The 19,459-nt window shown below is 61.4% G+C and carries 17 protein-coding genes and 2 pseudogenes; 5 read left to right on the plus strand and 14 right to left on the minus strand.

Annotation, left to right across the window (positions count from 1 at the left end; translation table 11 throughout):
• Window positions 1-13: 13 nt before the first annotated feature.
• On the minus strand, window positions 14-631 hold the full coding sequence (locus HCF10_RS25780) for an FKBP-type peptidyl-prolyl cis-trans isomerase (protein WP_003176055.1): 618 nt from the start codon (window positions 629-631) through the stop codon (window positions 14-16).
• A 262-nt stretch (window positions 632-893) separates the two neighbouring features.
• On the opposite strand from HCF10_RS25780, the pseudogene HCF10_RS32175 reads away from it, so the two are divergent.
• Together HCF10_RS32175 and HCF10_RS32180 are read left to right on the plus strand one after the other, a co-directional pair.
• Window positions 894-1,958, plus strand: a pseudogene (locus HCF10_RS32175) (methyl-accepting chemotaxis protein); the annotation flags it as partial.
• Between the two features lie 261 nt (window positions 1,959-2,219).
• A pseudogene (locus HCF10_RS32180) lies at window positions 2,220-2,813 on the plus strand (methyl-accepting chemotaxis protein); the annotation flags it as partial.
• A 639-nt stretch (window positions 2,814-3,452) separates the two neighbouring features.
• Here HCF10_RS32180 and HCF10_RS25790 read toward each other — a convergent pair.
• From HCF10_RS25790 to HCF10_RS25805, 4 genes are read right to left on the minus strand one after another with little or no spacing between them, the layout of a single operon-like run.
• Window positions 3,453-3,821 (minus strand): glyoxalase superfamily protein, encoded by a 369-nt coding sequence (locus tag HCF10_RS25790; RefSeq protein WP_167656684.1) that lies wholly within the window; start codon window positions 3,819-3,821, stop codon window positions 3,453-3,455.
• 29 nt (window positions 3,822-3,850) lie between these two features.
• Complete coding sequence (locus HCF10_RS25795; RefSeq protein ID WP_131700243.1) at window positions 3,851-5,314, minus strand: N-acyl-D-amino-acid deacylase family protein; 1,464 nt, start codon at window positions 5,312-5,314, stop codon at window positions 3,851-3,853.
• 1 nt (window position 5,315) lies between these two features.
• Window positions 5,316-6,176, minus strand: coding sequence for a MurR/RpiR family transcriptional regulator (locus tag HCF10_RS25800; RefSeq protein ID WP_065925967.1), 861 nt, complete (start codon window positions 6,174-6,176; stop codon window positions 5,316-5,318).
• Window positions 6,177-6,188: 12 nt separating this feature from the next.
• A complete protein-coding gene (locus tag HCF10_RS25805; RefSeq protein WP_237683182.1) occupies window positions 6,189-7,538 on the minus strand; it encodes a GntT/GntP/DsdX family permease in 1,350 nt (449 codons plus the stop codon).
• A 247-nt stretch (window positions 7,539-7,785) separates the two neighbouring features.
• On the opposite strand from HCF10_RS25805, the gene HCF10_RS25810 reads away from it, so the two are divergent.
• A complete protein-coding gene (locus HCF10_RS25810; protein ID WP_167656686.1) occupies window positions 7,786-8,166 on the plus strand; it encodes a lysozyme inhibitor LprI family protein in 381 nt (126 codons plus the stop codon).
• A gap of 3 nt (window positions 8,167-8,169) precedes the next feature.
• Here the strand turns inward: HCF10_RS25810 and HCF10_RS25815 are convergent, their stop codons facing one another.
• The 4 genes from HCF10_RS25815 to HCF10_RS25830 form a co-directional block, all read right to left on the minus strand.
• On the minus strand, window positions 8,170-9,615 hold the full coding sequence (locus tag HCF10_RS25815) for a SulP family inorganic anion transporter (RefSeq protein WP_167656687.1): 1,446 nt from the start codon (window positions 9,613-9,615) through the stop codon (window positions 8,170-8,172).
• Window positions 9,616-9,825: 210 nt separating this feature from the next.
• Window positions 9,826-10,719 carry an NAD-dependent epimerase/dehydratase family protein gene (locus HCF10_RS25820; protein WP_167656688.1) on the minus strand — a complete coding sequence of 298 codons (894 nt, stop codon included), beginning with the start codon at window positions 10,717-10,719 and terminating at the stop codon, window positions 9,826-9,828.
• A gap of 103 nt (window positions 10,720-10,822) precedes the next feature.
• Entirely contained in the window at window positions 10,823-11,719 is an 897-nt protein-coding gene (locus HCF10_RS25825) for a LysR family transcriptional regulator (protein ID WP_167656689.1), read from the minus strand.
• A 46-nt stretch (window positions 11,720-11,765) separates the two neighbouring features.
• On the minus strand, window positions 11,766-12,530 hold the full coding sequence (locus HCF10_RS25830) for a sulfite exporter TauE/SafE family protein (RefSeq protein ID WP_167656690.1): 765 nt from the start codon (window positions 12,528-12,530) through the stop codon (window positions 11,766-11,768).
• A gap of 110 nt (window positions 12,531-12,640) precedes the next feature.
• Between HCF10_RS25830 and HCF10_RS25835 the strand changes: the two genes are divergently transcribed.
• Window positions 12,641-13,537 (plus strand): LysR substrate-binding domain-containing protein, encoded by an 897-nt coding sequence (locus tag HCF10_RS25835; protein WP_131700293.1) that lies wholly within the window; start codon window positions 12,641-12,643, stop codon window positions 13,535-13,537.
• Here HCF10_RS25835 and HCF10_RS25840 read toward each other — a convergent pair.
• Window positions 13,483-14,889: an amino acid permease gene (locus HCF10_RS25840; protein WP_167656691.1), complete on the minus strand. Its 1,407-nt coding sequence runs from the start codon at window positions 14,887-14,889 to the stop codon at window positions 13,483-13,485. The genes HCF10_RS25835 and HCF10_RS25840 overlap by 55 nt on opposite strands.
• 160 nt (window positions 14,890-15,049) lie before the next feature.
• Window positions 15,050-16,300, minus strand: a complete 1,251-nt coding sequence (gene kynU, locus HCF10_RS25845; RefSeq protein ID WP_167656692.1) for a kynureninase — start codon at window positions 16,298-16,300, stop codon at window positions 15,050-15,052.
• Window positions 16,301-16,444: 144 nt separating this feature from the next.
• On the opposite strand from kynU, the gene HCF10_RS25850 reads away from it, so the two are divergent.
• Entirely contained in the window at window positions 16,445-16,918 is a 474-nt protein-coding gene (locus HCF10_RS25850) for an Lrp/AsnC family transcriptional regulator (protein WP_003176072.1), read from the plus strand.
• Window positions 16,919-16,997: 79 nt separating this feature from the next.
• On the opposite strand, the gene catA is transcribed toward HCF10_RS25850, so the two are convergent.
• From catA to HCF10_RS25865, 3 genes are read right to left on the minus strand one after another with little or no spacing between them, the layout of a single operon-like run.
• A complete protein-coding gene (gene catA / locus HCF10_RS25855; RefSeq protein WP_167656693.1) occupies window positions 16,998-17,927 on the minus strand; it encodes a catechol 1,2-dioxygenase in 930 nt (309 codons plus the stop codon).
• 41 nt (window positions 17,928-17,968) lie between these two features.
• A complete protein-coding gene (gene catC / locus HCF10_RS25860) occupies window positions 17,969-18,259 on the minus strand; it encodes a muconolactone Delta-isomerase (RefSeq protein ID WP_131700233.1) in 291 nt (96 codons plus the stop codon).
• 11 nt (window positions 18,260-18,270) lie between these two features.
• The gene (locus HCF10_RS25865; protein ID WP_167656694.1) at window positions 18,271-19,398 is read right to left on the minus strand and encodes a muconate cycloisomerase family protein; all 1,128 of its coding nucleotides are present in this window, start codon (window positions 19,396-19,398) and stop codon (window positions 18,271-18,273) included.
• Window positions 19,399-19,459: the final 61 nt, after the last annotated feature.

The raw sequence follows: 19,459 nt of genomic DNA on the forward strand, positions 1-19,459 counted from the left end.
TCAAAAGCAGGTCTTACAGAACGTCGAGCAGTTCGACGTCAAATACCAGCACGCTGTGCGGCGGAATGCTGCCAACGCCTTGAGCGCCATAAGCCAACTCGCTCGGCACGTACAGGCGCCATTTGCTGCCGGCATTCATCAGTTGCAGGGCTTCGGTCCAGCCGGCGATCACGCCGCCCACCGGGAATTCTGCAGGCTGGCCACGCTCGTAGGAGCTGTCGAACACAGTGCCGTCGATCAGGGTGCCGTGGTAGTGGGTGCGAACCTGGTCTTCACGGGTCGGCTTGGCGCCGTCACCGGCGGTCAGCACTTCAAATTGCAGGCCGGAAGCCAGGGTGGTGATGCCATCACGCTTGGCGTTTTCAGCCAGGAAAGCCAGGCCAGCGCCTGCAGCCGCTTCAGCCTTGGCAGCCGCTTCGGCTTGCATGATTTCGCGAATGACCTTGAAGCTGGCAGCCATTTGCTCTTGATCAACACGGCTTGGTTTGCCGGCGAACGCGTCGGTCAGGCCAGCCAGGATCGCATCCAGGCTCACACCTGGCGGTGGGTTGTCGCGCAGTTGGTCGCCCAACTGACGGCCGATACCGTAGCTGACGCGGGTTTCGTCGGTGGACAGATTAACTTCGGACATGAAGAGGCTCCGCTATAGGGCAGCGCTGAAAACACCGGTTTCCCGCACCGCCCAGAACTAAAAGGGCCAGCAGACTAGCACACAAGACCTGCTCGTGATGAGCCCTGCACGGCAGCGCGGCACCGGGATCGCGACCCTTCGTCGCACACGCAATAAAAGCACTTCAGATTCACAGCCCGTCGCCGATACAGCGCTACACACTTTGGCTGGCTCAAATAACAACACCGTCCAGCAGACAGACATCACCTTTGCGGAGCATTAGATGAACAGCTGGTTCGGTAACATCAGCGTCAACCTCAAACTGGGCCTGGGCTTCGGCCTGGTACTGGTCCTCACCTCGATCCTGGCCCTCACCGGCTGGACCAGCCTGGGCGGTCTGATCGACCGCAGTAACTGGATGAGCGACATCACCCAGCTCAATGCCTCACTGACCAAACTGCGTATCGTGCGTCTGCAATACATGCTGGCCAACGGCGACGAAGCCGTGGCACAAAACGTACAGACCAACCTGGACGCCTTTACTGCCCAGCAACAGAAACTCCTGAACAGCTTCAAGAGCCCGGAAAACGTCAAGCTGCTCAACGAGCAGAAAGCCATCATCACGGCTTATCAGCAATCCCTGAACAAAATGCGCGAGGCTTACCGAAACGGTAATGCCTCTCGCCAAGTAATGGGCGACAAGGCCGATATCGCCAATGCCCAAATCGACGCGCTGGACGCCAGCGTGAGGCAAATGCCCGACAGCGCGGAGCACCTTGCACAGTTCCAGGCCGTGGCCGACGCCAAGATGCAGTTCCAGTTGGCCCGCTACGAAGTGCGCGGCTACACCGGCAACGTCAACCCGGACACCGAAGCCCGCGCTGCCGCACAAATCGAAAAAGCCATCAGTGGCTTGAAAGGCCTCAGCGCCGCCTTCGGCGCCAGCCAGCAAAGCGCCCTGAGCTCCTTGGAAACCGCCCTTGGCGCCTATCGCAGCGCCGTGCAGAACTACAAGGCCGCCAACGCCAATATCGTGGCTGCCCGTGCCGAAATGACCACCCAAGGCGCCGATATCGTCACGATCAGTGACAAGCTGTACGACATCCAGCTGGATCGTCGCGACGCTGAAAGCGCCCAGGCCCGCAGCCTGCAGTTGATCAGCACCTTGCTGGCACTGCTGGTCGGTATCATTGCGGCACTGGTGATCACCCGCCAGATCACGCGTCCACTGCAGGAAACCCTGGCCGTGGTTGAACGCATCGCTTCCGGCGACCTGAGCCACAATATCCAGGTCACCCGTCGCGATGAGCTGGGCGTATTGCAACAAGGTATTCAGCGCATGGGCACGACCCTGCGTGAATTGATCAGCGGTATTCGCGACGGCGTGACCCAGATCGCCAGCGCCGCCGAAGAGTTGTCGGCCGTCACCGAGCAGACCAGCGCCGGCGTGAACAGCCAGAAAATCGAGACCGATCAGGTCGCCACGGCGATGCACGAAATGACCGCCACCGTGCAGGAAGTCGCACGCAACGCCGAGCAAGCCTCTCTGGCCGCCGCCGACGCTGACGGCCAAGCCCGCGCTGGCGACAAAGTGGTAGCCGAGGCCATCGCCCAGATCGAACGCCTGGCCGCCGAAGTGGCGCGTTCCACCGACGCCATGGCGCACCTGCAACAAGAGAGCAACAAGATCGGCAGCGTGATGGATGTGATCAAGGCTGTGGCCGAACAGACCAACTTGCTGGCCCTCAACGCAGCGATTGAAGCGGCGCGTGCCGGTGAAGCCGGGCGCGGCTTTGCCGTGGTCGCCGACGAAGTGCGTGGCCTGGCCCAGCGCACGCAGAAATCCACCGAGGAAATCGAAGGCCTGGTCGCCGGTTTGCAGAACGGCACCCAGCAAGTTGCCAACGTAATGAACAACAGCCGCAGCCTCACCGACAGCAGTGTCGAACTGACGCGCAAGGCCGGTGTGTCACTGGAAAACATCACCCGCACAGTGTCGAACATCCAGTCGATGAACCAGCAGATCGCCGCCGCCGCCGAACAGCAAAGCGCCGTGGCCGAAGAGATCAGCCGCAGCATCGTGAATGTGCGTGATGTGTCCGAGCAGACCGCCACCGCGAGCGACGAGACGGCAAAATCGAGCGTGGAACTGGCACGTTTGGGTAGCCAGTTGCAGCAGATGGTCAGTCACTTCCGGGTTTAAGAAACCAAAAAGCCGCTTCGGTATTAACCGAAGCGGCTCCACTTCTCAGACCTTACAGGTCATCGAAGCTGTCCCGCAGGAATGTCCACACGTGATAAACACGTACGGCATTCACTACGAGGTTCCATGTACGTCGTGCAAACTTAGACATACTCGGCCCTCCGTGAGTTGGGCCTTACCTCCAGCACACTTACCGGAACACGTGAGCCTTTGGATGCGGGTCAACGCTTCCTGTGAGGCGGCCGGGCTTTGGTTCCTCCCGCATGAATCCGGCACGGATTACTAGCCCGTGGCGTTCGGTCCATAATTCCGCGCGCATACCCAGCCACCTACAAAACGACATACTTGGAACGGGGGTGATACTAATCAACATCCGAATCAAAGGTGTGACAGGCGACGATAAACCTGCTGGAAAGATCAACTGATATGTTGCAAATTTTTGCCACCAACTCTAAATAGAAATAAAGTCGACAGATAAAAAGCAACGCCCCTCGTCAAGCCTTGCGCGAGACGATAACCGGCATTAGTATCCCTTAGGCGGGTCAGCGCTTCCTGTAAGAATGCAACCCCAGCCACTAACTGGGGTTGCAAAAAAAAACCGCCTACCAAGGCGGTTTTTTATTGCCTGCGATTTGCCGCTCAGCCCTCGCCTTCCTCAACAAACACCACGCGATTCCCAAACGGATCCTTGATGCTCATCTCCCGCGATCCCCAAGGCGTTTCCTCAACCCCAGGCTTGGCGTAACGGTAATCCTTGCCCAGCAACTGCTGCTGGTACGCATCCACCCCTTGCGCCTGGATCCGCAACGCCGTGCCCGGAGAGGCGTCGCCATGATGCTCGGACAGGTGCAGCACGCAATCGCCCAGCGACACCTGCAGATACAGTGGATAATTCGCCTCGAAGCGGTGCTGCCAATCGACCTTGAAGCCCAGGAAGTCGACGTAGAATTCCAGCGCCTTGGCCTCATCGAAAATCCGCAGGATGGGGGTGACTTTTCCTAAGTGCATGGCAATCGCTCCGTGTATGAAAGCGCCCACTATAGAGTCGAAAACCCACCACGCAAATCCCCACTGCGCGCCAGGAACCGCCCCGGTCGCTGACCGTTCGCCTGGCCATCGCTGTAGCTCAACACGCCGTTGACCCACACGCCATCAATGCCTTGCGCTGCCCGCTGTGGTTCATTGAAGTCCGCCACATCGCGCACCCGCACAGGGTCGAACAACACCAGGTCGGCCCAGTGCCCTTCGCGAATTTCGCCCCGCTCGGATAACCCAAAACGCGCTGCCGACAAGCCGGTCATCTTGTGCACGGCGGTGTGCAACGGGAACAAGCCGACATCCCGGCTGAAATGCCCCAGCACCCGTGGGAACGCGCCCCATAAGCGAGGATGCGGAAACGGATCTTCAGGCAAGCCATCCGACCCCACCATCGACAACGGATGCGCGAGGATACGTCGCACATCCGCTTCATCCATCCCGTAGTACACCGCCCCCGCAGGTTGCAGACGACGGGCGGCGTCCATCAGGGAGACGTCCCATTCGCCAGCGATGTCCTGCAAGTCGCGCCCCCCCACTTCAGGGTGCGGCGTCGACCAGGTGATCGTGATACGAAACGCGTCGGTCACCTGCTTGAGGTCCAGGGTAGAAGAACTGGCCGCATAGGGATAACAATCACACCCCACCGGGCGGGTTTTCGCCGCCGATTCCAACGCTGCCAACAGCTGCGGACTACGCCCCCAGTTCCCCGCTCCCGCACATTTGAGGTGGGAAATAATCACCGGTACCTGTGAGTGCCGGCCGATCAGAAAAGCCTCGTCCATCGCCTCCAGCACCGGTTCGAATTCGCTGCGCAAATGGGTGGTGTACACCGCACCGAAGGCCGTGAGTTCTTCACTCAGTTGCAGCACCTCATCGGTCTCGGCATTGAACGCGCTGGCGTAGGCCAGGCCTGTGGATAAACCGAGGGCGCCGGCCTCAAGACTCTCGTGCAACTGCACACGCATGGCGACGATTTCATCCGGTGTGGCGGTGCGATGCAGATCGTCCATGTGGTTACTGCGCAGCGCCGTGTGGCCGATCAATGCTGCGACATTGACCGCTGGATGAGCACGTTCAACGGCGCTGCGATAGTCGCTGAAACGGGGATAAACAAACGCCGCAGCGCTGCCCAACAAGTTCATCGGGTCGGGCGGATCGCTGCGTAAACTCACCGGTGAGGCGCTGATGCCACAGTTGCCGACAATCACCGTGGTCACACCCTGGCTGAGCTTGGGCAGCATCTGCGGCTGGCGGATGACCACCGTGTCGTCGTGGGTGTGCACGTCGATAAAGCCCGGCGCCAGCACACGGCCTGTCGCATCGATTTCATGCACGGCCGCCGCCGTCGACAAGTCGCCGATCGTCTCGATGCGCCCGTCACGCAGCCCCACATCGGCGACATAACCCGGGGTGTTGCTGCCATCGATGATCAGCGCCTGGCGAATCAGCGTGTCGTACGTCATATCAATCTCCAAGCGGCAGGCTGTCAGGGCCGCCGCGATAATCGTCGAGGGCCAGCTTGATCCGGCGCAGGCGTTCCTGGTTGTCGTCGGGCAGGGCCAGCGCCAGTTCGGTGGCGAGCAGGTCGATGGCCAGCAGCATGCCGTAACGCGCCGCCGTGGGTTTGTAGATAAAACTGGTTTCCGCCGGTTGCAGCGGCAGCAGCACATCCGCCAACTGCGCCAGGGGTGAGTCGGCAAGAGTGATGGCGACGATGCGCGCGTCGTAGTTGCGTGCCAGCGCCACCACATCGAGCAACTCGGGGGTAAGGCCGGTGAGCGAGCAGACGATCAGCGCGTGTTCCGGCCCCAGGGTTGCAGCTGTGACGCGCATCATCACCGGGTCGTGGCTGGCGGCAATCGGATAGCCCAGGCGTACCAGGCGCACCTGCAGTTCATCGCTGCACAAGCTCGATGGCCCGCCCATGCCAAACGCGTGGATCATCCGCGCCTTACCCAGCAGGTTGACCGCATCGACAAAACTGGCCTGGTTGAAACCGGACAAGTGCTGGCGCAACGTCGCTTCGATGTCGCCGAGAATCTGCCGATGAAACGCCGACTGTTCAGGCAACCCCGCCGGGTCCAGGAAGCGGCTGCCGACGCCGCTGGCCTGGGCCAGTTGCAGGCGCAGATCGCGCAAGTCCCGGCAACCGACACTGCGGGCAAAGCGCGACAAGGTGGCGGTACTGACCTCGGCCCGTTGGGACAGCTCTTCCAGACTGGCCGAGGCGGCAAAGCCCACATCCTCCAGCATCAGCCTGGCGATACGCCCTTCGCCGGCGCTGAAGGAATCCTGGCGGGCGCGGATCTGGTAGAGGATGTCCATGGGGGCTCCGGGTTACAAAATACAGGACAGGCCGTAAGTCAGACCGAAGGCAACCACAGAGATCAGCGTCTCCAATACGGTCCAGGTCTTGAAGATCTGGATCACCGTCATATTGAAGTATTCCTTGATCAGCCAGAAGCCACCGTCGTTAACGTGGGAAAAGATCACCGAACCCGCGCCAGTGGCCAGCACCAGCAATTCCGGGTGTGGATAACCCAGGCCCAGGGCGACCGGGGCCACCACGCCCGAAGCCGTAGTCATGGCCACCGTGGCTGAGCCCGTCGCAATCCGCATCAACGCAGCGAACAGCCAGCCCATCACCAGCGGTGACAGGTGGAAGGCATGCGCCAGGCCTAGAATTTCGTTGGTAACGCCAGCGTCCACCAATATCCGGTTCAAACCGCCACCCGCGCCCACCAGCAAGGTGATGCTCGCGGTCGGCGCCAGGCATTCATTGGTGAACCTGAGGATCGACTCGCGGTTGAAGCCCTGCGCCAGGCCCAGGGTCCAGAAACTCACCAGGGTCGCCACCAGCAGCGCGATCACCGAGTTACCGATAAACAGCAGGAACTGGTTGAAGCCCGTACCCGGGGTGGAAATCACGTTGGCCCAGCCACCGATCATCATCAACACCACCGGCAACAGGATAGTGCCCATGGTCAGGGCAAAGCTCGGCAAACGCTCGCGAGGTTCACGCTCGATAAACTGGCGTTCCAGCGGGTTTTCCGCCGGCAGGTGAATACGCGGCACGATGAATTTGGCGTACAGCGGGCCGGCAATGATCGCCGTCGGAATACCGATGAGAATCGCATAGAGCACGGTCTGCCCCACCGACGCGTTATACGCCAGCACGGCCATCATCGCCGCTGGGTGCGGCGGCACCAACGCATGCACCACCGACAGGCCGGCGACCATCGGCAGGCCGACCATCAGGATCGACACCCCCACGCGCCGCGCCACGGTAAAGGCGATCGGCACCAGCAGCACAAAGCCCACTTCGAAAAACAGCGGCAGCCCCACCAGGAACGCGATGCACACCATGGCCCAATGGGCATTACGTTCGCCGAAACGGTTGATCAGCGTGCGGGCCACCTGCTCGGCGCCACCGGACTCGGCCATCATCTTGCCGAGCATGGTGCCCAGCGCCACCACCAGGGCGATATGCCCCAGGGTTTTGCCGACGCCGGCCTCGTAGGAACCCATGATGGTGTCTGCCGGCATCCCGGCCATCAGCGCCAGGCCGATGGACACCAGGGTGATGACGATAAACGGGTTGAGCCGGTAACGTGCGATCAGCACGATCAAAGCAATGATGGCGATGGCAGCGTATGCCAACAGCCCGAAGCCCGGTGATGCGGCCATGCGGTACTCCTCGGAAAGGGTCACGTCGAATGGGTTGTGAAACTCATAAATCATTACCGAGGCGTATTTTCAAACTGTATGAAAGTAACTTTCGCTTACGGATAAGCGCTGTCGCGTTGGGATAAGCCCAAGGGCCGTGTATGAAAATTCGAGGGATGTTCTTACATCAAGATCAGAGAAGGCTGGAAACTCGACGAATAAGCTTGAGTCATAGAATGCACATCCATTGATGCCAGGAAAATCGACTATGACTCGCACGACACTCGCCGCCGGCGCCTTGCTTCTCGCCATGTGCGGCACTGCCGCCGCCGCCGACAACCCGGCCCTGAAAAAATGCATGGACGGCGCCAATACCACTGCCGACATGGTCAGTTGCAACGTCAAGGAAACCAAGGTGCAAGACACGCGCCTGAACACAGCCTACAAGACCGCCCTCGCCGCCCAGGAAGGCACTCGCAAACAGCAACTGCAGGACCTGCAGCGCCTGTGGATCAAATACCGTGACGCCAATTGCGCCTTCGCCGGCTCCGCCACCGGCGGCACCATCGACCAGGTCAACGGCACCGGCTGCGTGCTGGACATGACGCAGACCCGCGCCCAGGAATTGGAAGACCTGGTCGGACCGTAAAAATCAGTCGTGGCGAACCTTGGCACGCTTGAGCAACTGCTTGCAGCGCTCAGACAAATGCAGCACCCGCAGATGCTTGCCAGCTTTGCTGTAGCGCTCGCGCAGGGTCATCAGCGCGGCAATCGCCGAGTAGTCGACAAAGCTCAGGTGACGGCAATCCAACGTCACCTGGGCGGGGTCGTTCGCCGGATCGAACTGGTTCAGGAACGGCGTAGTCGAGGCAAAGAACAAGGTGCCGTGCAGGCGATAGAGCTTGCTGCCATCCGCTTCCAGATGCTCATCGGCATACAGCTCACGGGCCTGTTGCCAGGCAAAGTTCAGCGCCGCGATCACGATGCCACACAGCACGGCGGTGGCCAGGTCGGTGAACACCGTGATCACGGTCACCGCGATAATCACCAGCACATCATTGAGCGGCACCTTGTTGATCACCCGCAGGGACGCCCAGGCGAAGGTCTGCTGCGACACCACAAACATCACCCCGACCAGCGCCGCCAGCGGGATCCGCTCGATCAGCGGTGACAGAAACAGAATAAACAGCAGGATCATCACCCCGGCGAACACCCCGGAGAAACGCCCGCGCCCGCCGGAGCTAAGGTTGATCACGGTTTGCCCGATCATTGCGCAACCGCCCATGCCGCCGAACAGGCCCGAGAGCATATTCGCCGCGCCCAAGGCCACGCTTTCGCGGTCGGGGTAGCCACGGGTCTCGGTGATTTCGTCGGTGAGGTTCAGGGTCAGCAGGGTTTCCAGCAGACCGACCATGGCCATCAGGAATGCATAGGGGGCGATGATGCCGAGGGTTTCCAGGGTCCAGGGGATCTGCGGCAGCGCGAAGGTTGGCAGGCCGCCGGCGATGTGGGCCATGTCGCCGAGGGTACGGGTCGGCAGGCCGAGCAGGTACACGGCCAGGCCCACGCCAAGGATCGCCACCAGGGCCGGCGGCACCGCACGGGTGATGCGCGGCAGCAGGTAGACGATGGCCATGGTCACCAGCACCAGGCCGGTCATCACGTACAACGGCGTACCGCTGAGCCAGCTTTCACCGCTCTTGAAATGCTCCAACTGGGCCAGGGCAATGATGATCGCCAGGCCGTTGACGAACCCCAGCATCACCGGGTGCGGCACCATGCGCACCAGCTTGCCCAGGCGCAACAGGCCGAACGCGACCATGATCAGCCCGCCCAGCAGCACCGTGGCGAGCAGGTATTCCACGCCGTGCTGCACCACCAGCGCGACGATCACCACCGCCATCGAGCCTGCCGCCCCGGACACCATGCCGGGCCGGCCGCCGAACAAGGCGGTAAGGGTGCAAATGATAAAGGCGCCGTAGAGCCCCATCAGCGGGTTGAGGTGAGCCACCAGGGCAAAGGCGATGCATTCGGGCAGCAACGCAAAGGACGTGGTGAGGCCGGCCAAGGCATCGGCGCGTAGGCGGGTGAGGTTCATGAGGTACCAGGGCATTGCGGGGGATAAGGCGGGGAATGGTACGGAATTGAGCCCGGTGGGGCCAGTCTGAAAGATCGAGTGGCCCCAATCGGGGGCAAGTCGAATCGTCCCACCGCCCCTCCCACACTTGACTGCATTCCAGCGTTGGAACTCAGTCAAATGTGGGAGGGGGCTTGCTCCCGATAGCAGCACCTGGGTTTCAAGCGAACATCACACCATCTCGTCGCGAATCCACTCCACCACCGACGTACGCTTCGGCACCCAGCCCAGCAACTCGCGGGCATGCTTGCCGCGCACGCGGCTGTTGGAGCCCAGGCCATAGTTGGCCATTTCATAGCCCCACTCGGCTTCAGCCTCGGCCAATGGCCAATCCTGTGGCTGGCCCAGGTTCAGGGCGTGGGCGATAGCCGTGGTCATGTCGATAAACGAGGCCTCGCCGCTTTCCACAAAGTAGAAAGTGCCCGGCACGTTCCTGGTCAGTGCCAGCAGGTACAGCGCCACCACGTCGTCAATGTGCACGTTGGACCAGATGTTCTGCCCGGTGCCGACATGGCGCACCACACCGCTCTTGCGTGCCTGCTTGAGCAAGCGCGGCAGTTGCACGCTGTCGCGCTTCACGCCAAGACTGTGGCCGTAGATCAGGGTGTTGCAGATCACCGCCGAATTCACCCCGTCTTTGGCCGCTGCCAGGATCAGGTTGTCGATGGCCACGCGGGCAGCCTTGTCGACGGTCGGCTCCGGCAAGCTGTCTTCGAAGTAGATGACATCGCTGGCCTTACCGCCCGAGGCATCCCCCACGATGCTCGAACCGCTGGTGTGCAGGAATGGCTTGTTCGAGCCTTTCAGCGCGGCCAGCAGGGTTTCCACCGCAGCGCGATGGTCGCTGCTCGCGGCATTGATCACCGCATCGGCTTTCTGCGCTTGCTCGGTCAACACAGCGGCATCATCGAGGGTGCCGATCACCGGGTTGATGCCCAGGGCGGTCATTTCAGCCGCTTGCTCGGCGCTGCGTACCAGGCCGGTAACGGTGTGACCGGCCTTGACCAGGCCAGTGGCGATGGAACCGCCGATAAAACCGGCTGCGCCGGTAATGAATACGTTCATGGAGAGTGCTCCTGACGGGGTAAGTGATGGGTCCATTGTTACGGACTCATCCCTGACGAATAAGCCCGTACCGCCCAATTCACTCTTGCGTGACGGTCACGAATCAGCAGGCATACCGCGCCAGCTTGGCCTGGATAAAGTCCAGGAAGCACTGGATGCGCAGCGCCAATTGCGAGTTGCGGTAGAACACCGCATGGATGGGTTGGCGATACCCACTGTTGAACGCCTCCAGCACCGGCACCAGGCGTCCGGCATTGATGTCTTCGGAGGTCATGAAGTTCGACAGGCAGCAAATGCCCTGCCCTTCCAACGCCAGCTGGCGCAGGGTTTCACCACTGGACGCGGCCACGCTGGGCTGGATCAGCCAGCGGTCGCCTTCCACATGGCGTAGCGGCCAATGGTTGAGGGTTTCGGTCTGGGTAAAGCCCAGCAAGGTGTGGTCAGCCAACTCGGCGACCGTCGTCGGCGTGCCGTACTGCTTGAGGTAGTCGGGGCTGGCGAGGATATGCAGCGGCGACCAGCCGAGGGAGCGCGCATGCAGGGTGGAGTCGGCCAGGGCACCGATGCGAATCGCAATATCGGTGCTCTGCTCCAGCAGGTCGATGATCAGGTCATCGCTGTTCAACTCCAGCTGGATCTGCGGGTACAAACGGCGGAATTCGGCGATGTAGGGCACGATCCCATGCAGCATGAACGGCACGGCGGCATTGATGCGCAGCCGCCCGGCAGGGTTTTTCTGGCGTGACGACAGGCGCTCTTCCAGCGCGTCCATCTGTGCCAGGATCAGCTTGGCCTGCTCGAAGAAGTACTTGCCCTCCTCGGTCAGGTCCATGCGCCGCGTGGTGCGGTTGATCAGTGTGGTTTCAAGCTTGGCTTCCAGGCGCGACAGGGTGCGACTGACCGCCGACGGCGTCTGCCCGACCTGCTCCGCGGCAGCGGAAATCGAGCCGCACTCAATCACGCTGACGAAAATCTGTAGCTCATCGGATCGGGCTTTCACGGGCGGTCCTCGTTATCGGTTCACAGCAGCTTACACCGCAGCGCCGTCAACCACTGATCAGCAGATGCCCGCCCAGCAGCGCCATGCCGATAAAAAACACCCGTTTGAACAGCACCGCACTGATGCGCTGGCGCACCACCTGGCCCAGCCACATGCCCAGCAGCGCCGGCACCAGCGCCAGCAACGATGCATTGATTTCGCCACCGCCCAACGTGCCGCGCCAGGCCAAACCGGCGGCCAGCGCCAGGGTCGACACGGTGAACGACAGCCCCAACGCCTGCACCAGTTGATCGCGGTTCAAACCCAGCGCCTGCAGGTACGGCACGGCCGGAATCACAAACACACCGGTGGCCGAGGTGATGATGCCGGTGATCAGCCCGCACAACGGGCCCAGCCAGCGTTCGATTTGGACCTTGACCTTGAACGCGGGCAGGAACAGTCCGCTCAGTGCATACACCAGCAACGCCGCGCCCAGTGCGCGCACCACCCATTGCCCGCCGTCCATCCCCAGCCACAACGTGCCCAGCCCGGTGCCGAGGAAAATCAGCAGCAACATCGGCCATAGCCGCTTGAGCAAAGCACTCAGGTGCCCGCCGAATGCCAATTGCCACAGGTTGGTGACGGTCGAAGGAATGATCAGCAACGCCGCAGCCTGCGCCGGCAGCATAGCCAGGCCGAGCATGCCCATGGCAACGGTGGGAAGGCCCAGGCCGATGACGCCCTTGACCGTACCGGCCAACAGAAAGGTGCCGATCACCAGCAAGGTAAGGGCGGGGCCGAGGTTTTGGTAAAACGCGAGGAAGGTGTTCATGGGCCGAGTGTGCGACTTTTCGATGCGCCCGAAAATTCGCCATATACTGAGGCAGCCTCTTGTTTTGCGTGAGGCTGACGATGCCAGTCCAGTCACCCGAGCAACCAGCCATGCACTTTGACCTGATCGACCTGCGCCTCTACCTGCACATCCTCGACACCGGCAATATCACCGCCGGCGCGGCCCGCAGCCATTTATCCCTGGCCGCCGCCAGTGCACGCATCCGGGCGATGGAAGCCTCGTTGGGCATCGAGTTTCTCGACCGTGGGCGTCGAGGCGTCACCCCCACACCGGCGGGAAAGGCCTTAGCCCGTCACGCTCGCCTGTTGTTGCAACAAGCCGATCACCTGCAACAGGACCTCGCGGAATACGCCAACGGCGTCAAAGGCCAGGTGCGCCTGCTGTGCAATACCACCGCACTCAGCGAATACCTGCCGGAACTGCTTGCGGACTTTCTGCGCGAACACCCCAACCTCGATATCGACCTGCAGGAATTGCCCAGCCTGCGCATTACCCAGGCCTTGCGCCAGGGTACGGCGGAGCTGGGGATCATCTCCGACGCCGTGGACACCCACGGCTTGCAGACCCTGCCGTTTCGCGACGACCCACTGGTGCTGATCATGCCGCGCGACCATCCCCTGGCAGGCGGCAAGGTGAGTTTTGTCGACAGCCTGCAATTCGACTTCGTCGGCTTGGGCGCCGCCAGCGCACTCTCGGTGTACCTGGAAGAACAGGCACTGCACGCGGGCTTTCGTGTGCAGACGCGCATCCGCGCCGAGGGTTTTGACGGGCTGATGCGCATGGTCGCCCGCGGCGCCGGCCTGGGCATCGTGCCCCAGGCGGCGTTGGCGCGCTGGCCAGCGCCACATCCCTTCACCGCCCAACCGTTGCAGGAAGAGTGGGCTCGGCGAACGCTGCTGTTATGCGCGCGCTCGTTCGAACACTTGCCGGGTTACGCCAGGGCCTTGTTCGACGCCTTGGCCCTACCCTTGCGGAAAAACCCGTAATACACCGCCGACAGGATCAGCAGGAACGGCACGCCAAACACCAGGGTCATCTTGAACGCCTCGGTGAAGTACGTGGTGATCATCACCGCCCCCATCAGTACCAGGCCCAGTAACGTGCTGTAGGGAAACAGGCGCAACTGGAACGACAGCTTCGCGCCGCCATGACGCTTGCGATAGCGCCGGAAGAACAGGTGCGTGAGGAAGATCATGAACCAGGTGAAGATCGCGCCAAACATCGAGATCGCCATCATCAGGGTGAACGAGCTTTGCGGGTACACCACGTTCAACAGCGTCGCCAGGGCGATGCCCGAGCTGGACAACAGCAAGGCATTCAGCGGAATGCCGCTTTTGCTCAACGCGCCCATGGACTTGGGCGCAAAGCCAGCGCGGGACAGGCTGAACATCATGCGCGTGGTGATGTAGAGCTGGCTGTTCATCGCCGACAACGCCGCGATCAGGATGACGAAATTCATCACCCCGGTGGCGCCGGGAATGCCGATGGTCTGCATCACCGTGACGAACGGGCTCTGGGTCTGGCCGGCCTGGTTCCACGGCACGATGGCGAGCATCAGCGCCAGGGTCAGCAGGTAAAACACCACCAGCCGCACGATGGTCGCGCGAAAGGCTTTCTTCACGGCCTGCTCCGGGTCCGCCGCTTCACCGGCAGCCACGGCGATCATCTCGACGCTCAAGTAGCTGAAGATCGACACGATCACCGCTATCCACATGCCGCTCAGGCCATGGGGGAAGAAGCCATCGTGAGCCGTGTAGTGCTGCACGCCATAGTCCGGATTGCCGGAGCCGAACACCACGTACACCGCAAGGATGATGAAGCCGACGATGGCGCTGATCTTGATCGTCGAAAACCAGTATTCGAAGTGGCCGAACGTCTTGACGCTGATGGCGTTGAGCAGGATGAGCACGCTGGAAAACGATACGATCCATACCCACTCCGGCACGTTGGCGAACCAGTACTTCATGTACATCGCCACCGCCGTGACCTCGGCGCCCACCGCCAGCACAATCGCCGCCCAGTAGGCATAACGCACCAGGAACCCGGCCAGCGGGCTGATGTAGAACTCGGCATAGGCGCCAAAAGAACCCGAGGTGGAGTGGGCCACCGTCATCTCCGCCAGGCAGCCCATCAGCAACAAGGTGATCAACGCGCCGATCGCGTAGCTCACCAGCACGCTGGGCCCGGCATAGCCGATGGCATAGGCGCTGCCCATGAACAGCCCGGTGCCGATGGCGCCACCGATAGCGATCATGCTCATCTGGCCGGAAGTGAGCTGGCGCCTCAGGCCCAGTTCGCGGTGGGTGATATCGGCAAAGCCGTTGTCTGGCGTGGTCACGTGGTGTGCCCCTTTATTATTGTGGTTGCACTATCTAACGGTTGTCACAGGTCCCCTGTGGGAGGGGGCTTGCCCCCGATGGCAGTGTGTCAGTCACTTAAATGTTTACTGATCCGCCGCTATCGGGAGCAAGCCCCCTCCCACAGGGTCCAGCGTTTACTCAGGTGACGCTATGTCGGACCTTGAATTGCGGCTGGTCCCAAGTGTTGTTATCGAGAATCTCACCGAGGATTTCCACCGCATCCCACACCTCGGTAAAGCTCGTGTACAGCGGCGTAAACCCAAAGCGCATGATGCGCGGCTCGCGGTAATCACCGATCACACCCCGGGCGATCAGGGCCTGGATCACCGCATATCCCTCAGGGTGTTCGAAGCTCACATGGCTGCCACGCCGGGCGTGTTCACGCGGAGTGATCAACACGAGGTTATGGGCGGCGCAGCGGCTTTCGACCAGCTCGATAAACAGGTCGGTCAACGCCAGGGATTTGCTGCGCAGGCGGGCCATATCGGTCTGTTCAAAAATTTCCAGGCCGCACTCCACCATCGCCAGCGAAGTGATTGGCTGGGTGCCGCACAGGTAGCGGGCGATGCCGGCGCTCGGCGCGTAGCTGGATTCCATGGCGAACTGCCGGGTATGCCCGAACCAGCCCGACAGCGGCTGGTGCACCAGGTCCACCAGGGTCGGGCTGACCCATACGAACGCCTGGGAGCCCGGGCCGCCATTGAGGTATTTGTAGGTGCAGCCAATCGCATAGTCGGCACCGGCCCCGTGCAGGTCGATCGGCACCGCGCCCGCCGAATGCGCCAGGTCCCAGATGCTCAGCGCGCCGCATTCATGGCTCAAGGCAGTGAGCGCCTGCATGTCGTACATGTAGCCGGTCTTGTAGTTGACGTGGGTAAGCATCACCACCGCCACATCCCCGTCGATGGCCTCGGGCAGTTCATCCGGGCTGTTGACCAGGCGCAGGGAATAGCCCTGTTGCAGCAACTCGGCGAGGCCCTGGGCGATGTACAAATCGGTGGGGAAGTTGCTCGCTTCGCTGACGATCACCTTGCGCGCAGGCTCCCGTTGGCGCTGCACGCTCAAGGCGGCACTGAGCACCTTGAACAGGTTGATCGAGGTGGTGTCGGTGATCACCACCTCACCGTCGCGCGCACCAATCAGCGGTGCCAGGCGGTTGCCCAGGCGCTGGGACAAGTCGGCCCAACCGGCGCTGTTCCAACTGCGGATCAAGCCATTGCCCCACTCTTGCACGATGACCGCCTGCGCCCGCTCCAGCGCCGCCACTGGACGCGCGCCGAGGGAGTTGCCGTCCAGGTAGATAACGTCCTGGGGCAAGGCGAACTGGTGACGTAGCGGCGCCAGCGGGTCCTGGGTGTCAAGGGCTTGGCAATGGCTGCGAGGGGTCATGGGCTGTCCTGGTTTTTATAAGTGAGGATGCAGCAAATAATGAACGAAGATTTAGAGAATTTTCGTGCAAAGTGGTGGGTAACAGGCTAATTAAGCTGTAGGAAATTCGACTAAAAACCGAAAATACGCGGATTTATTCTAATCATGATTCTCGACGCCACCGACCTTCGCCTCCTGCATTTCCTGCAACAGGATGGCCGTATCAGCAATCAGGAACTGGCGGAAAAAGTCGCGTTGTCGCCCTCTGCCTGCCTGCGCCGTTTACGCCTGCTGGAAAGCGAAGGGATTATCAGCGGCTACCGCGCGGTGTTGAATGCCGAGCAACTGGGGATTGAACTGGAGGCCATCGTCCACCTGTCATTGCGCCAGGATGTGGAGGATTGGCATGAGACGTTTATCAAGAAGGTGCAGGGCTGGCCGGAAGTGGCCAGCGCCTACGTGATCACCGGCGCCAGCAATTATGTACTGCGCGTGCAGGCGCGCAACCTCAAGCACTTTTCGGACTTTATCGTGAACCACCTGAACCGCACGGCGGGGGTGATGGATATCCGCTCGGAGATTGTGTTGCAGAAGATCAAGGATCGGGATGAGGTGCTTGATCTGGTTGTTCGCAAATAGGAGCAGCACCATCGCTCGAATGTGGGAGGGGCGGTGCGACGATTCGACTTGCCCCCTCCCACATTTTTGACCGTGTTGATCAATCCTCCAACGCACGAACCCGCTGCATGCGTTTTTGCTCTACCGGCGCTGCCGCGGCCTGCAACTCAAAGTCAAAATCAATCTGCGCAAACCGCCCTTCCACGCCAAACTCCCGCGCCAGTTGCGGATCGTCGCTGAAGCGAATCTCGGCAATCAACTCATCCCGCGTCGCGTAGGCAAAATCATCATGCAGGTACGGGTCATCCGACAGGTTGATCTGCGTGGTCAGGTGCCGGTACCCCGGCGCCGAGATGAAGAAGTGGATATGCGCCGGCCGCTGGCCGTGACGCCCCAGTTGATCGAGCAACTGCTGGGTCGGCCCGGTCGGCGGGCAGCCATAGCCCGAGGGCACGATGCTGCGAAAGCGGTAGTTGCCCTGGGCGTCGGTCTCGATGCGGCGGCGCAGGTTGAATTCGGATTGCGTCGGGTCGAACCACGAATAGGTGCCACCGGTATTGGCCTGCCACACATCGACAATCGCCCCCGCCAACGGCTTGCCCTCGGTGTCGCGCACTTGCCCGCGCATAAACAGCGGCACCGCCTCGTCCTTGCCATCGTCCAGCCGCGCCTCGTACTTCGACAGCGGCGCGCCGGCCACATACAGCGGGCCTTCGATGGTGCGCGGGGTACCGCCGGATTTGCCGGCTTCCTCATCGGCGGCGTCCATCAGCATGTCCAGGTAATGCTCCAGACCGAGCCCGGCGGCGAGCAGTCCGGCCTCCTGGTTCTTGCCCAATTCATTGAGGTAGTTGACCGCCTTCCAGAACTCTTCCGGGGTCACTTCCAGGTCTTCGATAATGTTTACCGTATCGCGCAGGATCCGGTAGATCAGCGCCTTGGTGCGCGGGTTGCCGCCGTCAGTGAGGTTGCCGCTGGCTTCTTCGAGAAACTGTTGGGCATGGGCAGTCTGGGACAGTCGGATGGACATGGTGCATTCCTCATCTTGTAGTTATCAGGGTGAAAACCGGCCTAGCGGTCGTCCGCATGGATCGACGAAGGGTGCCGGCACAAGGCGTTCACTTCGATGGCCATGTAGGGGTAAAGCGGCAGTTGCATCAGCAGGTCATGCAGTTCTTGCACACTGTCGACGTCGAACACGCTGTAGTTGGCGTAGAGCCCGGCGATGCGCCACAAGTGGCGCCATTTGCCTTGCTCTTGTAAACGTCGAGCCAGGGCTTTTTCGTCGGCCTTGAGGCTGGCGGCGCGCTCGGGGTTCATGTCGACGGGCAGGTTCACGGTCATTTTTACGTGGAACAACATGGCGGCGCCTCTTAGTGTTTGTCACGACGGAAGAACGCCAGACGCTCTTCATCGATGGCCAGGCCCAGGCCCGGCAAATGGGAGACATGCAGCTGGAAGTCGCGGTACAGCGGCGGCTCGGTAAGGATGTCTTCGGTAAGCAACAGCGGGCCGAACAACTCGGTGCCCCACGCCAGTTTGTCCACCGTAAGGAAGGCATGCGCCGACGCCAGGGTGCCGATCCCCCCTTCCAGCATCGTGCCGCCGTACAGGCCGATACCGGCTGCCTCGGCAATCGCAGCGGTGCGCAATACCGCGCGGGGGCCGCCGTTCTTGGCGATCTTCAGGGCGAACACCAAGGCCGCGCCTTCGCGGGCCAGGTTGAAGGCATCTTCGACACACTCGATGGATTCGTCAGCCATGATCGGCGCCGGGCTCGACAGGTTGAGCCGGGCCATGCCCCCACGGTTATTGCGCGAGATCGGCTGCTCGATCAGGTCGATGCCGTTGTCGCCGAGCACCTTGCACGCACGCAGGGCCACGGCCTCGTCCCAGGCCTGGTTGACGTCGACGCGCACGCTGGCACGCTCGCCCAGGGCCTTTTTGATCGCGATGACATGGGCCAGGTCATGGCCAACTTCACCGGCACCGATCTTCAACTTGAAGATGCGGTGGCGGCGCAGGTCGAGCATCTTTTCGGCCTCGGCAATGTCCTGGGCGGTATTGCCGCTGGCAAGGGTCCAGGCCACCGGCAACGCATCGCGCACACGCCCACCGAGCAGTTCGCTGACGGGCAGGTTCAGGCGCTTGCCGTGGGCGTCGAGCAAGGCGCTTTCGATACCGGATTTGGCAAAGGTGTTGCCGCGAATGCTGCGCTCCAGGCGCAACATGGCAGCGTTGATATTGCTGGCGTCCTGGCCGATCAGCAGTGGCGCGAAGTGACGGTCGATGTTGACCTTGATGCTGTCGGGGCTCTCGTTACCGTAGCTCAGGCCACCGATGGTGGTGGATTCACCGATGCCTTCGATGCCGTCGGCGCAGCGCACGCGGATGATCACCAGGGTCTGGTTTTGCATGGTGTGCATCGCCAGTTTGTGCGGGCGAAGGGTGGGAAGGTCGACGATAATGGTCTCGATCGACTCGATGGCGCGAATCGGCATGGCAATACCCGTTGGGTTATTTATAGATTTACGTCGATTCTGTGCCGCATTTTTCCTAGCT

This window comes from Pseudomonas sp. B14(2022) (genome assembly GCF_012030485.1).
In the GTDB taxonomy this organism is placed as follows: domain Bacteria; phylum Pseudomonadota; class Gammaproteobacteria; order Pseudomonadales; family Pseudomonadaceae; genus Aquipseudomonas.

What these genes read in the sequence shown, in the direction of transcription:
- HCF10_RS25805 (WP_237683182.1), bottom strand. Translation starts at nt 7,538, where the DNA reads ATGGCCGCATCACCGGGCTTCGGGCTGTTGGCATACGCTGCCATCGCC.
- HCF10_RS25835 (WP_131700293.1), top strand. Translation starts at nt 12,641, where the DNA reads ATGCACTTTGACCTGATCGACCTGCGCCTCTACCTGCACATCCTCGAC.
- catA (WP_167656693.1), bottom strand. Translation starts at nt 17,927, where the DNA reads ATGTCCATCCGACTGTCCCAGACTGCCCATGCCCAACAGTTTCTCGAA.
- kynU (WP_167656692.1), bottom strand. Translation starts at nt 16,300, where the DNA reads ATGACCCCTCGCAGCCATTGCCAAGCCCTTGACACCCAGGACCCGCTG.
- HCF10_RS25865 (WP_167656694.1), bottom strand. Translation starts at nt 19,398, where the DNA reads ATGCCGATTCGCGCCATCGAGTCGATCGAGACCATTATCGTCGACCTT.
- HCF10_RS25800 (WP_065925967.1), bottom strand. Translation starts at nt 6,176, where the DNA reads ATGGACATCCTCTACCAGATCCGCGCCCGCCAGGATTCCTTCAGCGCC.
- HCF10_RS25810 (WP_167656686.1), top strand. Translation starts at nt 7,786, where the DNA reads ATGACTCGCACGACACTCGCCGCCGGCGCCTTGCTTCTCGCCATGTGC.
- HCF10_RS25850 (WP_003176072.1), top strand. Translation starts at nt 16,445, where the DNA reads ATGATTCTCGACGCCACCGACCTTCGCCTCCTGCATTTCCTGCAACAG.
- catC (WP_131700233.1), bottom strand. Translation starts at nt 18,259, where the DNA reads ATGTTGTTCCACGTAAAAATGACCGTGAACCTGCCCGTCGACATGAAC.
- HCF10_RS25830 (WP_167656690.1), bottom strand. Translation starts at nt 12,530, where the DNA reads ATGAACACCTTCCTCGCGTTTTACCAAAACCTCGGCCCCGCCCTTACC.
- HCF10_RS25815 (WP_167656687.1), bottom strand. Translation starts at nt 9,615, where the DNA reads ATGAACCTCACCCGCCTACGCGCCGATGCCTTGGCCGGCCTCACCACG.
- HCF10_RS25780 (WP_003176055.1), bottom strand. Translation starts at nt 631, where the DNA reads ATGTCCGAAGTTAATCTGTCCACCGACGAAACCCGCGTCAGCTACGGT.
- HCF10_RS25820 (WP_167656688.1), bottom strand. Translation starts at nt 10,719, where the DNA reads ATGAACGTATTCATTACCGGCGCAGCCGGTTTTATCGGCGGTTCCATC.
- HCF10_RS25790 (WP_167656684.1), bottom strand. Translation starts at nt 3,821, where the DNA reads ATGCACTTAGGAAAAGTCACCCCCATCCTGCGGATTTTCGATGAGGCC.
- HCF10_RS25795 (WP_131700243.1), bottom strand. Translation starts at nt 5,314, where the DNA reads ATGACGTACGACACGCTGATTCGCCAGGCGCTGATCATCGATGGCAGC.